A 14,359-nucleotide genomic window follows, 5' to 3' on the forward strand; every position below is an offset into this window, starting at 1 on the left:
GTATCAACAAAAAAGACACTGATGAATGAAGTGCTCCCTGTCAAGTAGACAGTCTAAAAAACAAAAATAGTTAGTTTAGATACCTCAGCTCGTATTACCAGAGCTGAGGTATCTTCGTTATGCAGCTCGTCGGTATTCGTTAGAAGACAATCCATCCAAACATTCTGTGTAGCGGTAATTATTGTAGTAGTGAATATATTTGCTAACCTCTGTGAGGACATCTTCATAGGTGTCATACTTTGTAAGATAATAGCTTTCTGACTTGTAGGTAACCCAAAATCGCTCGGATTCTTCGCGTAAGCTCTTTTCAGCGTATCCATCACGAGTTTATTGTTGTTGGAAGGGCTTAATACCCATGAGACAATGGAATTATCATATACATCAATAATGGCGCTCAAATAGGCTTTGCGCCCATTCCCATACTTCAGTTCTGTCACATCTGTACACCATTTTGAAGTAGGAGAATTGGCATCAAAGTTACGGTTCATTACATTTTCAACTACACAGCTTTCACATAACTTGCCCGTTTTCTGCGAATGACCGCCCTGAGCCCAAGAGCGCACATGATTCGGTAATAGCGCTTTTTGTTGTACTTCTTTTTGAGCTTTCGATTTAATTGCGTGCGCATTTAACGATAGCCAAGTATCCCTTTTCGCTTGTCATAACGAAGCTTCACTTCTTTGGCTAAGGCACGGATTTCAAGTTCCATGCTAGAGGGTTTCCATTTTAACCACTTGTAATAGGCAGATCGAGCAACCCCAGCTAACGCACACAACTTCGTAATTGCGTGACCTTTTTCTTTGTTCAGTTCTTGAATCGCTTGATACAAGTTTACTTGTCGAACGAGGGTTAGCGTGTATTTCGTCGCTCGATCTCCGCCAACTTTTTTGCGAAGTTTCCATTATGTGTAGGCTTTAATTCTATCTCATTAGTATACTTGGAAATCCATTTCTTCAAGACACTTCTGCTTGAAATATGATGCTTGTTTATCGCCTCTTCAACGGAGGAGTGACCAGACAACACCTCGTTAACAGCAGCTATTTTCAATTCCTTTGAGTATGTATTCCATGTTTTCGATTCCTTCAACCCGTCCAAACCATCTGCCTTATATTTCCTAATCCATTCTCTAACCGTGTGCGAACTAAGACCTAGCTGTTTTGCCTCATAGTTTGGATTTGACTTGTGCTCAAGGCACAGCCGTACGACATGTAATTTTACTTTTAAAGATGCTGGACTTCTTTTAGACATTAGAAAAACTCCCATCATTGTAGCAGTAGAAGTTTTTGTTTTTTCTACTGTCTACTATGATGGGAGCATATCAGATTCCAGTAGCTTTTTACTGCATTGATTTCTTGATAGCTCTTGCCGTGGACAGTAGTTCACTTATTATTAATAATCTCTCTCAAAACATTTTTGGCCATAACAATCTGTTGAGGATTTTTCTGGGTGAGCAAATAACCATGTAAGTTTTTTTATTTCCCTTTCGATTTTCGGGCTCTCCACGTTGCTCAACGAGTTCTTCGGTATTTCCTTTTCAACATACGGATATGTCCAGTATGGACCTTTGTAACTTCCTCAATTTTGAACTGATCTTTTAATGACCAAAAGGCTTTAACGCTTGTTAATAGCTTGCCATTGTTTTGCGAGAAAGATTCTTGGAGGAACAAAATAACATGAAATTGTTTACTTGAAACTCGAAGTCCGTCACAACAAAAAACCGCCCTTCATTGGATTTTGGGAACCCAATAAACAGCGGTAATTAATAGCTTTCTCAAAAACATTTATCGGTTTAAAACACACCACTTCGGATATTTATCGGTATCCTTACGTTACCTGTAAACACCTTCCAACACCCACAATCCCTTCCCCCGCACTACTCCTTACCCTTTCAACTAACCGTATGCTCCATCCGCAGCTTATCCGCTACCATGGCAATAAATTCCGAGTTAGTAGGCTTAGATTTGGAGATATTAATGGTGTAGCCCTTATGGGGTAAGTAATTTTTCTTCTTGGCTATGTAGTTATCCAATCACTTTATTATCTTACAGTTGAACATTAGTACGCAAAATGGTTTTCCATATTTTATTATATAAAAGAAAAAAAGGTGCAATGCTTTTTCGCATCACACCTTATTAACTAATATACAATTTCTTAGTGTTATTATCCCACGTTACCTTATGCCCAATTCCCTCAGTACACTAACCGGAACGAAGTTCTCATTATCTTTCATAAATCCATTATGTACACTGTTATCCTTGGTAAGAACATCTTTTACTTTTTCCACTTGATCATCATCCTTTATAGTCTCTTTAATTGGCGTAGTTACCACTGCTTTTCTCAATCTCTCCAATTCTGCTTTGACATCTGGAATAAATCTCTTATTGGCCGCAGCAACCGTATTCCCATCTCCCCAAAAGTTAGTTCCCGGACATGACTTGCTTGGAGAGAGTTTACCTATACTCTTACCAGTTTTAAAATCAACAATTTCAACACCTTCTGATGAATACCAGTGATGATAAACAACGTGTTCAGTATCAACAGATAAATCAAACTTATTAGCTAAACAAGCATATAGATGAATTACAGATTGTTTCGGTGTTTCCAAAATGGTATCTCCACCAATATCAAAGTTACCCACGATCTCAGTGCAAATAGCCCCTGTATTAGCCCCTTTTAATCCCTGCTGGAGTGATGTTTAAACTTCTATCTAGCGAGACACCAACTTGACCTGTTTCAAGAACAGAAAAATGCTGTCCAGTTCCAGACCAGCCATTGGTTAAATGTGATGTACGCATACCTTCAAAATACTTGAATGGCTCTTAATTTTTGCTAGTAGTATAGTTTGGACTCCTAGTATGATGTACCTGTAGTGTAGTAATCTTGCGAGTCACGTCTTGTTTATCTAACCAATCTTTAAATTCACTTCTTTCTAGTAATAAAAAAGTTTCCTTGTTGTTTCATAATGATTTTCCTTTCTAAAAATACACTTAATCTACTAATGCTTGTGGATCAATTGTGGATTACCACTGGACAGCCTGTGGATCATTTGTGGAGTACTTTTGAAGAATCCGCTCCCCGCGCGGGTTTTCAAAAAAACTGTTTACAAACACAACATCTTGGGTTATTTTTATCTAACGACAACAATATATGGTAACGAAGGAGGTGGTATCCACTTAAGAAAACAAGTACAAGCAAGGTCTCATCGTCAAAGATGTCGAGTAAGGCATCATCAGTTTTACGTAGCAGTTCTTCTAGTAAAACAGCTAAGTCACTTGCTGGTTCTGTCTTAGCTCAATCACGTGCAGGTCGAAAGTGATTACTACGAAATATAGATAGGGAGGTGATATCATGGCAAAGACCGTAAAGATTCGTATCGGGGGTTCTAAAGCACAGCTTAAGAGCGACCTGAAAAAGTTCGAGAAAGAGGTGACACGGAATCTCGAAAAACAAATCCAACGCGAGGTAAATAAACTTAAGTAGTACAAGCCTTCATAACCTTCATTGTCTCCTCCTCCAGATGGCACGGGTAGCATTTGGGGGAGCCTTTCTAGACATCAAAAAAGCCACTTCGCAGGGAAGTGACTTGAATGTTGCGCTATTGACTTTTCAAAATATAAATCATACCATTATTCAATAAAACGTTATGTAATTGTTAGTTCATTAACCTTGAAGAACATGTTAATAAACGGCTTATTATTGCTTAAGTATTGAAATTCGTACTTGTTATAGAAGCCCACTGCATTAGGCAAAGACTCGACGCTGAGAAATATGCAACCTGATAGTCTAGCTATTTCAGTTACTATTTCTAATACAGAAAGAAGTAAATATTCACCAAAACCATTTTTTCTATAGCGGGAGTCGACTCCGAGATAATGGAGCTTTACGGCGGGATAAAATTTATAGGAAGGAACATATACTTTATGTTTTATTCGCTTGGATTTTCCTATTTGCATCATATCGTTATACAAAGTGAAGTACCCGACTAAATTCCCTTCTTCATTGAAGTATAGTCGGGTACTCGCTAGGTTAAGTAGATGAAGGTTTAAGGCTTCTTCTGTGAGAAATTTCCTAACTGTTACTTCATCATCACACTGAAACTGTTCAAGAAGACTTTGGTCGCCTTCCTGAATGTATCTAGATGTAAGCATGAAAATCCTACTTTCTCTTTTTCTTAAAATCCTCCATCATTTGGCGCATTTTGTCCATGCCAACACTTTCCGTTTTTTTCATCTGTGACGCATAATTTTCAAATTTCTGTGCTTCCCGATCATCTTTAAAAGTGGCCTTTGTCGGTCGAATTGGTTTGATTTGGGCTACACTCATTTTATCTTCCTCCTTGTTCTCAGTCATCGTACACACCTCCGTAAGTAATTAGTACTTAGTAAAAAGTGTATACCTGATTGAAAAACTTAATACCTCTAACAATTTGTTATCGCTGGGTATTTTATCTATATCTCTTATAATATATCATGTAGAAAATACAATGAAAACATCTGTGGATAAAACTGTGGATGGATCTGTGGATAACTAGAAAGTATCCACAGATTAATATGATTAATGCATGTTTTTTCTTTTATTTGGTAAAAAAGGTTATGCGCGAGAATAATTCACTAGAGACGATTATAAGTTTTTATAAAAAATATCTTAGAAGAAGCACTTATTTGTTATTGTTATTATTACTCTTCCTTACCCTCACCCTTAGCCTGTAGCTATATTTTTCTTCACCTGTTTTGGCAATGGAAGTTGAAGTCGCCCGTAATTATCAACCAAACTAAAAAACTCATTGCCAATATAGAAAAACGTACCGCCCACCATGAATCCCAAGCCACCAGTAAGCCCCAACAACATATCAACACGATAGAGTACATCTATTACACACATGAGAAACTTCTTGAATATACCCCAGAAAGTCTCAGCAGTTATTAGGACATGCAATCCATTGCTTAATCCCCTGTTCATAAGTTGCTACAACCAGCATTCCGTTTACTAATGAATACTTTTCAGCAACTAAATCAAATAAAAAAACCTTGCCCATTGCTGCAGGAACAGCGGACAAAGCTTCTATTTCTTCTTTGATTAATCCATCTTCAGGAAATATTTGGAGCACCTACTTTATCAAGTAAATAATATATCTGTCCGCTTGCTGTTGGCATAACAATAACATCGTCGCCAACATGTAAATTAACTCGTATATTCGTGAAGAATTTACCAAATTATCAGCATCAAATATAATATCTGTCCCAAGAGAAAGCTTGATATTGGGCATAATATTGATTACCTTTGCAACAGCAATTTCTTCTGGTGTTTTATTGTCTCTGTCTTTAAATAATTTTGCAAACTGCAAACTGCAATCCCCAATCTTCCAATTATCTCACCTTCCAAATTGTACAGTTACTTTATGTATTCCATTACTCTCACTATGAAGTGCTGTCTTGATTAAGTATCTTCCTATGATGCCTGTAATTGACTCATTAATTTCAATCAAGCGTCCCGCTTTAATAGCTTAACTGATAAACCACTCACTTATGCACATACCGGTATCTAATAAGCTTTTCGTTATAACGGAGTTGCGATAATCGTGGAAGCGTGAGATTCCGAATTGTCCTAAAACACGTTTTATATCATCTGTAGACAATGTTTTTTTAGTTTTGCGGATTATCTTTGAATTTTCAATCTTCTCACATGGATTCTTGACTATATCATGATCTATACAGTGAAGCCAGTTAAAGAATACTTTAATATTACGTACATAATTAGCCACCGTAACCGTAGAAACTTGCTTTTTATTGTCTGTACGATTCTGAGGAAAATTACTCATAGTGGAGTTCACTTCACTAACCACCGAATATTTACCACGTTCTTGGATGTATTTAATGTAATTTCTTATTTGACCTGATTAAACCTTCTGAACATCTTCAATCTGAAATTGGTCTTGTAGGTACACGCCAAACAATTTCAAGGTCTGTTCGTAGCTTCTCATAGTTTTTTTAGCTAAGTTACGAGAAGAGCAATAAAGCATAAAATTATCAATCTGAAATTCAAAATCAGTCATAAAAAAATCATTCCTCCATTGGATTATTTCGCACCCAATAAAGGAATGAATTTATACGTTACCCAAGAAAGTATTTATTGGTCTAAAACAGCCCAAAAAGATATTTATAGGCAAAATTGTTTTAGAGAGATTATCGTAAAAATCCCATAATCCCTTACCACTTACTGCCCCTAACCCTTTCAACTAACCTTATGCTCAATCCGCAGCTTATCAGCTACCATGGCAATAAATTCCGAGTTAGTAGGCTTAGATTTGGAGATATTAATGGTGTAGCCGAATAGATGGCTGATGGAATCAATGTTGCCACGGGTCCAAGCCACTTCAATCGCATGACGAATCGCGCGTTCTACGCGTGAAGGGGTGGTCTTGAATTTCTCTGCAATGGCTGGATAGAGCGTTTTCGTAATCGCACCAAGGATCTCGATATTGTTATATACCATGGTGATCGCTTCGCGCAGATACTGATAGCCTTTGATATGTGCTGGAACACCGATTTCATGGATAATCGAAGTAATGTTAGCATCAAGGTTCTTGCCCTTCGTAAGCGGCACTACATTCGATCTGGACGTCGACGAATAGTTGTACATGTTGGAGGATGAGCTCATGCTGCCTTGGACTCCGACAAGCTGACGTACACGATTTGCCAGGACCTCCATATCGAACGGTTTCAAAATATAATAGGATGCACCAAGCTGTACAGCTCTTTGAGTGATGTTCTCCTGACCAAAAGCGGTCAGCATGATGATCTTCGGTTGAGGATTCAGATCCATATCACGCAGACGTTCCAAGACTCCTAGACCGTCTAAATGTGGCATGATGATATCAAGAATAAGGACATCGGGAACTTTACGCGCTTCGCTAAGCATTTGAAGCACTTCTTCACCATTGTAGGCGATACCCGTTACGGTCATATCTTCTTGTTCAGAAATGTATTCGGAAAGCAAATTCGTAAATTCCCTGTTATCATCGGCCAACAACACTTCAATATTCTGCACTGGCTACTTCCTCCTTAATTATATCTGCTATTCGAAAATAACATTTTTTTCTTGTCTTATAACATTTTCGACATGGACATTGAATTCCCTTCTGTCGAAAATTATTTTTCTTTATTTTTTTTCTGGCATGGATTATAATTAAATATTTTATTTCAAAGTTCGATGATCTTCGTAATCCTTCGACAAAAAAATCTTAAGGCTAAACCGCCTTAAGATTTATTGGATACCTATTCTCCTGTAGGGTTACACCAGAGTCCTTAAGCATCCATTCGATAAAGCAACCGTAACCGGACTTAGGATCATTTACAAATACATGAGTGACTGCACCGATGAGCCGTCCATTCTGAACAATGGGGCTACCGCTCATCCCTTGAACGATACCGCCTGTCTTATCGATAAGTCGCGGATCTGTAATACGAATTACCATTCCCTTAGTCGCGGGCGTCTGCTGATGTGCCACATGAATGATCTCAACATTAAATCGCTCAACCTGCTGCCCATCTACAACCGTAAGAATCTCAGCAGGACCTTCCTTGACTTGATTGCTCATCGCCACAGGAATGGGTTCTTTATAAAGACTATGCTCGGGATTGCGGCTCATTTTGCCGAAGATGCCAAAGTCTGTGTTGCTCTCAACATTTCCAAGCACTTGGCTTTCTTTCAAAAAATGTGCTCGTTTCTCACCCGGATCGCCATCCTGGCTTTTAGATATCGAAGTTACACTGGACTGAACAATATGACCGCTGCCGACAACAATAGGTGTTCCTGTATTCATGTCCGTAATCACATGTCCCAAAGCTCCATATACACCTTGTTTTGGAGCATAAAAAGTTAACGTGCCGACACCCGCTGCAGAATCTCGAATGTACAGGCCTAATCTCCATACTTTGTCATTAATATCATACGCGGGTTTTAGCTTGGCTGTATGCTCTTTCCCAGCGCGTTTAAAGACAATGGTCAGAGGATTATTCGCTTTTCCGGCACGATCCACAAGCTTGGCCACCTTAGATAATTCGTCCAACTTCTCTCCATCAATGGAGATCATCAAATCACCTGGCACCAAACCGCTGATTTCTCCTGGGGAAACCTTAGATTTCTCGGATACTTCAATCAGATGATGTCCTACAACCAGAACACCTGCTGATTTCACTTTCACTCCGATCGTTTGACCTCCCGGGATCACCTTTAGTTCCGGTTTCATTCCTTGCGCAGTCACCTTCGCAGGTTCACCGTTCAGTGGTGCGGCAAAACTTTGGTGGGTTCCCGTTATGCCCGATAAACTAAGAAAGAAGGCAAATAAAAGGCCTGGCATTAACTTCCTGAGGTTAGGCTTCAATGGCTGTCACGCTCCCTTTTGCTTCTTTCGCTTGACGAAAAAGGTGGTCGCCAATTGCGTACCTATAAGATAACCTTGCCCCCAGGCTTTTATTACTGTCAATCATTGTTCCGCTTAGCTTGTTGCAGCCTTGCTGGCCTCAGCCAGATTAAGCATTTCCTGCGAGTGGTGCAATGTTTTTTCGGTAATTTCCACCCCACCCAGCATTCGGGCCAGCTCCATTACACGTCCATCATTCGAGAGCGATTCCACTTCAGTCATCGTTCTTCCATCCTCAACCTTTTTGCGGATTAAGTACTGATGGTCAGCCATACAAGCCACCTGAGGTAAGTGCGTAATGGAAAACACCTGACACGTAGAGGACAGCTTATACAGCTTAACTGCAATGGATTGAGCAGCTCGACCGCTCACACCGGTATCCACCTCATCAAAGATCAGAACTGGAATCGCATCATGGCGCGCAAAAATACTCTTCATTGCCAACATAATACGCGACAACTCACCACCCGAGGCAATTTTGCCAAGAGGTCTCAGCGGTTCGCCAGGGTTAGGGGAAATCATGAATTCCGCGCTGTCTATCCCTTGTCTTGTAAGGCGAATACGCCGATCATTGTATTCGACTCCACGTGGGTCCTCCAGCGTGTCCAATTTAACCTGCAGCGAGGTTCTTTCCATTTGAAGGTCTTTAAGCTCACCCTCCACTTGAGTAGCTAAATCAGCTGCACAAAGCTTCCGTGCTTCACTTAGTTCATTAGCTGCCTCCATCAGTACAGACAGTAGGGCATCGCGTTTAGTGGTGAGTTTCTCCAGATATTCGTCTTTATTCTCAAGCAAATCAGTCTCACGATGAATTTGTTCATAATAAGCCAGAATCTGTTCAACGCTCTCACCATATTTACGGCGAAGTCCGGTAATCAAATCGAGGCGATTCTCGATTTCTTCGAGTCGCTGTGGGTTGAACTCGATCTCTTCTCGGTAATCCCGAAGCTGAAATGCAGCATCCTCCAGCTGATAATAGGAGGACTGTAACTGCTCAAGCACGGATCTAAGACCCTTTTCATCGTAACGAACAGCGTCTTCAAGTCTGGAAATTACATTCCCTATGGATTCCAAGCCTTGTCTATCGTAGAGGAGCTCATAAGCACCTGATACAGAATCCATCATTTTCTCACTGTGGGATAGTTTGACCCGTTCCTCAGCAAGTAATTCATCTTCTCCCAGTTTTAATCCGGCAGATGAAATTTCTTCTAGCTGAAAACGGTATAAATCAAGCATTTGATAAGCCTTCTGGCTGGATTCCTGCAGCTCTCGCAGTTCTTTCTCCACCTTCGCAAATGCTGAATACTTTTCCTGATAAACCGCCTTAAGCGGCCCGATAATAAGTTCTCCATATGTATCCAGCAGTCCCAGATGCCGTTCTGCCTTCAATAAGTTTTGGTGCTCATGCTGTCCATGAATATTAACTAATTGCTCGCCGATTTCACGAAGCATAGTAAGATTGACCATCTGTCCGTTTACACGCGATGTGCTTTTACCTTGAGAGGTAATCTCGCGGCGTATGATAAGATGCTCTTCACGCTGGGCCTGGATGCCAAGACGCTCCAAAGTATCCCAGACGGGATGACTGCTGGGAAGACTGAAGAGCGCTTCCATCTCTGCTTTTTCACAACCGTAACGAATAGAATCCGCGGAGCCGCGGCCACCTGCAATCAGTCCAAGCGCATCAATAATAATGGATTTACCTGCCCCAGTCTCCCCTGTAAGCACATGGAAGCCGGGATAAAAATGCACATCTACCGCCTCAACGACGGCTAGATTGCGGATAGACAAGGTTTCTAACACTAATAGAGCACCTCCGAGAAGATGATAGGGATTTGATAGAATGAAATCAATACTTTCTTATATTTTATGAAATGTAACCCATGATTTGTGAAATTACGGCCTTACTGTCCTCAGGCTGGCGGCAAATAATAAGAATGGTATCATCACCAGAGAGGGTCCCCATGATTTGTGGCCAGTCAATATTATCAATTAAGGCTGCGACTGAATTAGCCGTACCCGGTAAGCATTTCATCACCACAAGATTAGCCGAGGAATCGATCTGCACAAAATTATCCACCAGAACGCGCTTCAGTTTCTGTATTGGATTGTACCGCTGATCGGTTGGAAGCGAATATTTGTATCTTCCATCATCCATAGGAACCTTGATGAGCAGTAGCTCTTTAATGTCTCGAGAAACGGTAGCTTGAGTAACCTGGAAACCAGATTCACGCAAGGCTTCAACTAGCTCGTCCTGTGTCTCGATATCCTTTTGCGTAATAATCTCACGTATCTTAATATGTCGTTGACCCTTCATTGTTGCCTCCTAAAAGTTTTGTAAGCGATGCTCCCCGAATTGCTTCGGCAAAACTACTTCGGAAGCATACACCTAATTAAATATGGACTCAGTTTGATTCTCCGTCATCTCTGCCAAGCTTAATCACTTGAATGGATCCCGCCGCAACATTAACATACAAAACTCCGCTACATTCCGGATAAATCAGCAAGTACGGAAGCAAGGTATCTCGTAAGCCACTGCCTGTGAAATCCAAAGGTTTGCGTGGTCTGGAAAGGATGACCAAATATATCGATCCTTCCTCCTTAGTCGCCACATAATCTATAAATAACCGGCTATACATCTGCGCTCCGTTTACGTTGAAGGACAATGGGATCTTGAGCTTCCCTCCAACGACCTCATACCCTTCATCCTCTAGTATGTCTATAGATGGGTGAGGAATAATCACTTTATTAAACGGGATCTGATCCTTCATGAAAGAACGCGGAGAACTTTGCAGCCATATATATATCCGATAAATTATAAAAATCGATAATGCTACTCCTATAAACGCCATAACGACCTTGTCAGAGCTACCCGCCACTATCAATCACCTCGGTGATTTATTCGCGTGAAGCCATGCTAAATCCTTCTTCTGAGCGGTCTTTTTAGGAGCTTTCCGCATAATTGATCTTATTGACTTGACCATATGGAAAAAGAAACTCACCGGCGCGATGAGTTTCCATGAATTGAATTTACATTAAAAGTACCCGTAGCTTGCTTAACCACTTCATCCGCTAGGGATGGGAAATCCTCCACTAGGATGACTGATGAAACAGCATCTGACGGCTGTAATACTTCTTCATCTTCTGCCACTTCTGGCATTAGTCTCCAGTGAGCAAGAAACTCAATATTGCCTTCCCCACCTGTAATCGGTGAAAAGGTTAAGCCCTGTAGCTGGTAGCCAAGCTCTGCAGCCATAGTCAGTACATTAATCAATACCTCTTTATGGACGGCAGAGTCACGAATCACACCTGATTTACCAACCTTCTCCCGTCCTGCCTCAAACTGTGGCTTGATCAGCGCAGCAATATCCGCCGGGCGCTTAAGCAAGGCTTTGAGCGGTGGAAGAATTATTTTTAGGGATATAAAAGAAACATCAATACTCGCGAAGTCTGGAATCGGCCCCACCAAATCCGGAGGTGTCATATATCGGAAATTCGTTCGTTCCATGACACTAACGCGTTCATCATTACGCAGCGACCAATCCAGCTGATTATAGCCAACATCAATCGCGTACACATGGCTCACTCCATTCTGAAGCGCACAATCCGTGAAGCCTCCAGTAGAAGCACCGATGTCCAGCATGGTTCGTCCCGTAAGATCAATATTAAATTGGCGAAGAGCCTTTTCCAGCTTTAGGCCCCCACGACTGACATAAGGATGCACAGAGCCTTTAACCTTAAGGGTAGCCTCCCGTGACACCTTCATACCAGCCTTTTCAATGCGTTCCTCATCCGCGAGCACCAGCCCTGCCATAATGGCTGCTTTTGCCTTTTCACGGCTTTCATAAAAACCTTGCTCAACAAGCAGTACATCTATCCGTTCTTTACGGTGTTCCATGGTCATCTCCCGATCGTTCAAAGGGTTACTAATTTCCGGTCTCCACTTAGGAAGACGAAGTTGTTTTGTAATTATAAGCACTTAAAGCCATCATGGACTTGATACGTGCACATAGCGCTTCTACAGTAAGGCCTGTTTCTTGGCGCTGTTCCTTAATGGAGCCGTGCTCCACAAAGATGTCGGGTACACCCATCAGATGTACACGAGCGTCATAAATTTCATGCTCCGAGTAAAATTCCAACACTGCACTGCCGAGACTTCCCGCCTGACTTGCTTCTTCAATGACTACGATGCTGGTTCCAGCATGAGCCAAATCAAGCAGCATGGAGTTGTCGAGTGGCTTCAGGAAACGCGCATTCACGACGCCCACCTGGATTCCTTCCCGCTTCAACAAATCAGCGGCTTCTTCAGCCACTTGAACCATAGGTCCACAGGCCACAACAGCATAACCTTCCCCGGTACGCAGTCGTTCCCATGATCCGATTGGAATAGTATGCAGCTCTGGATCCATTGCCACACCTGTACCGTTAATACGCGGATAGCGGTAAGCAATCGGACCGTCATTATATTCAAGCGCCGTCTTCATCATATGACGCAGCTCATTTTCGTCTTTTGGCATCATCATCACCATATTTGGAATATGGCGCATAAAAGCAACATCGTACACACCCTGATGAGTCTCACCATCGGCACCCACAAACCCAGCGCGATCAATGGCGAACATAACATTCGCATTATGACGGCAAATATCATGGACGATCTGATCATAAGCACGCTGCATGAAGGTAGAATACACCGCATATACCGGCTTCATACCTTCCATAGCCAAAGCTGCACACAACGTAGCCGCATGCTGCTCCGCAATCCCGACATCAATCATACGATCCGGAAATTCCTTAGCAAAAGGAAATAAGCCCGAGCCTCCTGGCATCGCAGGCGTAACTGCAATCAGACGCGAATCTTCCCGACCCAGTTCGATCAGCGTCTCGCCGAACACTTCCGTGTACATTGGAGGACCCACAGCTTTAAGCGCCTGACCCGACTCAATTTTGTAAGGGGAAATGGCATGCGATTTATAGAAATCGGTCTCAGCCGGTTTGTAGCCCTTGCCTTTGGTCGTTAGTACATGCACCAGCACAGGACCCGCCACATTATCCGCTTGATGGAAGGTATCAATCATCTTCTCCAGATCATGACCATCTACTGGTCCAAGATAAGTAAAGCCGAGCTCATCAAAAAGAACACCCGGTACCATCATATATTTAAGACTGTCCTTCACCCACTCAACCGTTTTGGCCAAGCGGCCCCCGATAGCTGGAATTTTTTTAAGCAGCCCTTCAACCTCGTCTTTGGCACGTAGATAATGACGGTCTGAACGAATTTTGCTTAAATAATTGTGCATTGCCCCTACATTAGGAGCAATCGACATTTCATTATCGTTCAAAATAACCATCAGCTTACGCTTCTCATGACCAATATGGTTAAGTGCTTCAAACGCCATCCCGCCAGTAAGAGCACCGTCACCAATCACGGCAATAACCTTATTGTCTTCACCCTTGAGATCGCGGGCCATGGCCATCCCCATCGCTGCGGACAAGGAGGTGCTACTATGTCCGGCTTCCCAGACATCATGTTCGCTTTCAGAGCGCTTGACGAAGCCGCACAAGCCCTGATATTTACGCAGGGTATCGAAGCGGTCTTGGCGACCGGTCAGTATCTTGTGGACATAGGACTGGTGCCCAACGTCGTAAATCATTTTATCCCGAGGGCTGTTATAGCAATAATGCAAAGCCAAAGTGAGCTCCACGACCCCCAGATTGGATCCAAGGTGTCCACCAGTTGCTGTAAGCTTCTCAATTAGAAATCGACGGATTTCCTCCGCTAGGGTAGTTAATTCATCGATTGACAGTGATTTCAGTTGCTCAGGATCATTTATTTGTGGAAGCAGCACGTATAGTTCCCCGCTTTCCTTGATGTTGTAAATTTTATAAAACCCATTATAACACAAACGAAACGGCTGTCGAAATACAGCCGTTTCG

General features: G+C 42.0%; 16 protein-coding genes and 1 pseudogene. 1 reads left to right on the plus strand and 16 read right to left on the minus strand.

Going from position 1 to position 14,359, the window contains the following annotated elements; genetic code table 11:
- Positions 1-53 precede the first annotated feature (53 nt).
- The 5 genes and pseudogenes from MHH52_RS20650 to MHH52_RS20670 all read right to left on the minus strand — a co-directional run bounded on the left by MHH52_RS20650 (position 54) and on the right by MHH52_RS20670 (position 2,638).
- Positions 54-488, minus strand: a complete 435-nt coding sequence (locus MHH52_RS20650) for a DDE-type integrase/transposase/recombinase (protein ID WP_340004259.1) — start codon at positions 486-488, stop codon at positions 54-56.
- 140 nt (positions 489-628) lie between these two features.
- A complete protein-coding gene (locus tag MHH52_RS20655) occupies positions 629-829 on the minus strand; it encodes a hypothetical protein (RefSeq protein WP_340004260.1) in 201 nt (66 codons plus the stop codon).
- A 20-nt stretch (positions 830-849) separates the two neighbouring features.
- Positions 850-1,248 (minus strand): helix-turn-helix domain-containing protein, encoded by a 399-nt coding sequence (locus MHH52_RS20660; RefSeq protein ID WP_340004261.1) that lies wholly within the window; start codon positions 1,246-1,248, stop codon positions 850-852.
- A 640-nt stretch (positions 1,249-1,888) separates the two neighbouring features.
- A pseudogene (locus MHH52_RS20665) lies at positions 1,889-1,984 on the minus strand (sporulation initiation factor Spo0A C-terminal domain-containing protein); the annotation flags it as partial.
- A 186-nt stretch (positions 1,985-2,170) separates the two neighbouring features.
- The gene (locus MHH52_RS20670; RefSeq protein ID WP_340004262.1) at positions 2,171-2,638 is read right to left on the minus strand and encodes a hypothetical protein; all 468 of its coding nucleotides are present in this window, start codon (positions 2,636-2,638) and stop codon (positions 2,171-2,173) included.
- Between the two features lie 710 nt (positions 2,639-3,348).
- Between MHH52_RS20670 and MHH52_RS20675 the strand changes: the two genes are divergently transcribed.
- Positions 3,349-3,480, plus strand: coding sequence for a hypothetical protein (locus MHH52_RS20675; RefSeq protein ID WP_313641099.1), 132 nt, complete (start codon positions 3,349-3,351; stop codon positions 3,478-3,480).
- 675 nt (positions 3,481-4,155) lie between these two features.
- Here MHH52_RS20675 and MHH52_RS20680 read toward each other — a convergent pair.
- The 11 genes from MHH52_RS20680 to dxs all read right to left on the minus strand — a co-directional run bounded on the left by MHH52_RS20680 (position 4,156) and on the right by dxs (position 14,271).
- Positions 4,156-4,350 (minus strand): hypothetical protein, encoded by a 195-nt coding sequence (locus MHH52_RS20680; protein WP_313641100.1) that lies wholly within the window; start codon positions 4,348-4,350, stop codon positions 4,156-4,158.
- Positions 4,351-4,698: 348 nt separating this feature from the next.
- On the minus strand, positions 4,699-4,959 hold the full coding sequence (locus MHH52_RS20685) for a phage holin family protein (RefSeq protein WP_340004263.1): 261 nt from the start codon (positions 4,957-4,959) through the stop codon (positions 4,699-4,701).
- A complete protein-coding gene (locus MHH52_RS20690; protein ID WP_340004264.1) occupies positions 4,913-5,107 on the minus strand; it encodes a hypothetical protein in 195 nt (64 codons plus the stop codon). Before MHH52_RS20690 ends, MHH52_RS20685 begins: the two co-directional genes overlap by 47 nt.
- Entirely contained in the window at positions 5,108-5,344 is a 237-nt protein-coding gene (locus tag MHH52_RS20695; RefSeq protein ID WP_340004265.1) for a hypothetical protein, read from the minus strand. It lies immediately after the preceding gene.
- 887 nt (positions 5,345-6,231) lie between these two features.
- A complete protein-coding gene (spo0A, locus tag MHH52_RS20700; RefSeq protein WP_042129795.1) occupies positions 6,232-7,047 on the minus strand; it encodes a sporulation transcription factor Spo0A in 816 nt (271 codons plus the stop codon).
- Between the two features lie 199 nt (positions 7,048-7,246).
- A complete protein-coding gene (gene spoIVB, locus MHH52_RS20705) occupies positions 7,247-8,383 on the minus strand; it encodes a SpoIVB peptidase (RefSeq protein ID WP_313641104.1) in 1,137 nt (378 codons plus the stop codon).
- 114 nt (positions 8,384-8,497) lie between these two features.
- A complete protein-coding gene (gene recN / locus MHH52_RS20710) occupies positions 8,498-10,225 on the minus strand; it encodes a DNA repair protein RecN (protein WP_313641105.1) in 1,728 nt (575 codons plus the stop codon).
- A gap of 64 nt (positions 10,226-10,289) precedes the next feature.
- The gene (gene argR, locus MHH52_RS20715; RefSeq protein WP_313641106.1) at positions 10,290-10,739 is read right to left on the minus strand and encodes a transcriptional regulator ArgR; all 450 of its coding nucleotides are present in this window, start codon (positions 10,737-10,739) and stop codon (positions 10,290-10,292) included.
- An 88-nt stretch (positions 10,740-10,827) separates the two neighbouring features.
- Entirely contained in the window at positions 10,828-11,193 is a 366-nt protein-coding gene (locus tag MHH52_RS20720; protein WP_231573852.1) for a hypothetical protein, read from the minus strand.
- A 227-nt stretch (positions 11,194-11,420) separates the two neighbouring features.
- Positions 11,421-12,320 (minus strand): TlyA family RNA methyltransferase, encoded by a 900-nt coding sequence (locus MHH52_RS20725; protein WP_340009757.1) that lies wholly within the window; start codon positions 12,318-12,320, stop codon positions 11,421-11,423.
- A gap of 46 nt (positions 12,321-12,366) precedes the next feature.
- Positions 12,367-14,271: a 1-deoxy-D-xylulose-5-phosphate synthase gene (gene dxs / locus MHH52_RS20730; protein WP_340009758.1), complete on the minus strand. Its 1,905-nt coding sequence runs from the start codon at positions 14,269-14,271 to the stop codon at positions 12,367-12,369.
- Positions 14,272-14,359 lie beyond the last annotated feature (88 nt).

Origin of the sequence: Paenibacillus sp. FSL K6-0276, from assembly GCF_037977235.1 — a bacterium.
Lineage (GTDB): Bacteria > Bacillota > Bacilli > Paenibacillales > Paenibacillaceae > Paenibacillus_AQ.

What these genes read in the sequence shown, in the direction of transcription:
- MHH52_RS20680 (WP_313641100.1), bottom strand. Translation starts at nt 4,350, where the DNA reads ATGACTGAGAACAAGGAGGAAGATAAAATGAGTGTAGCCCAAATCAAA.
- MHH52_RS20725 (WP_340009757.1), bottom strand. Translation starts at nt 12,320, where the DNA reads ATGGAACACCGTAAAGAACGGATAGATGTACTGCTTGTTGAGCAAGGT.
- argR (WP_313641106.1), bottom strand. Translation starts at nt 10,739, where the DNA reads ATGAAGGGTCAACGACATATTAAGATACGTGAGATTATTACGCAAAAG.
- MHH52_RS20720 (WP_231573852.1), bottom strand. Translation starts at nt 11,193, where the DNA reads ATGAAGGATCAGATCCCGTTTAATAAAGTGATTATTCCTCACCCATCT.
- MHH52_RS20650 (WP_340004259.1), bottom strand. Translation starts at nt 488, where the DNA reads ATGAACCGTAACTTTGATGCCAATTCTCCTACTTCAAAATGGTGTACA.
- MHH52_RS20675 (WP_313641099.1), top strand. Translation starts at nt 3,349, where the DNA reads ATGGCAAAGACCGTAAAGATTCGTATCGGGGGTTCTAAAGCACAGCTT.
- MHH52_RS20685 (WP_340004263.1), bottom strand. Translation starts at nt 4,959, where the DNA reads ATGAACAGGGGATTAAGCAATGGATTGCATGTCCTAATAACTGCTGAG.
- MHH52_RS20660 (WP_340004261.1), bottom strand. Translation starts at nt 1,248, where the DNA reads ATGTCTAAAAGAAGTCCAGCATCTTTAAAAGTAAAATTACATGTCGTA.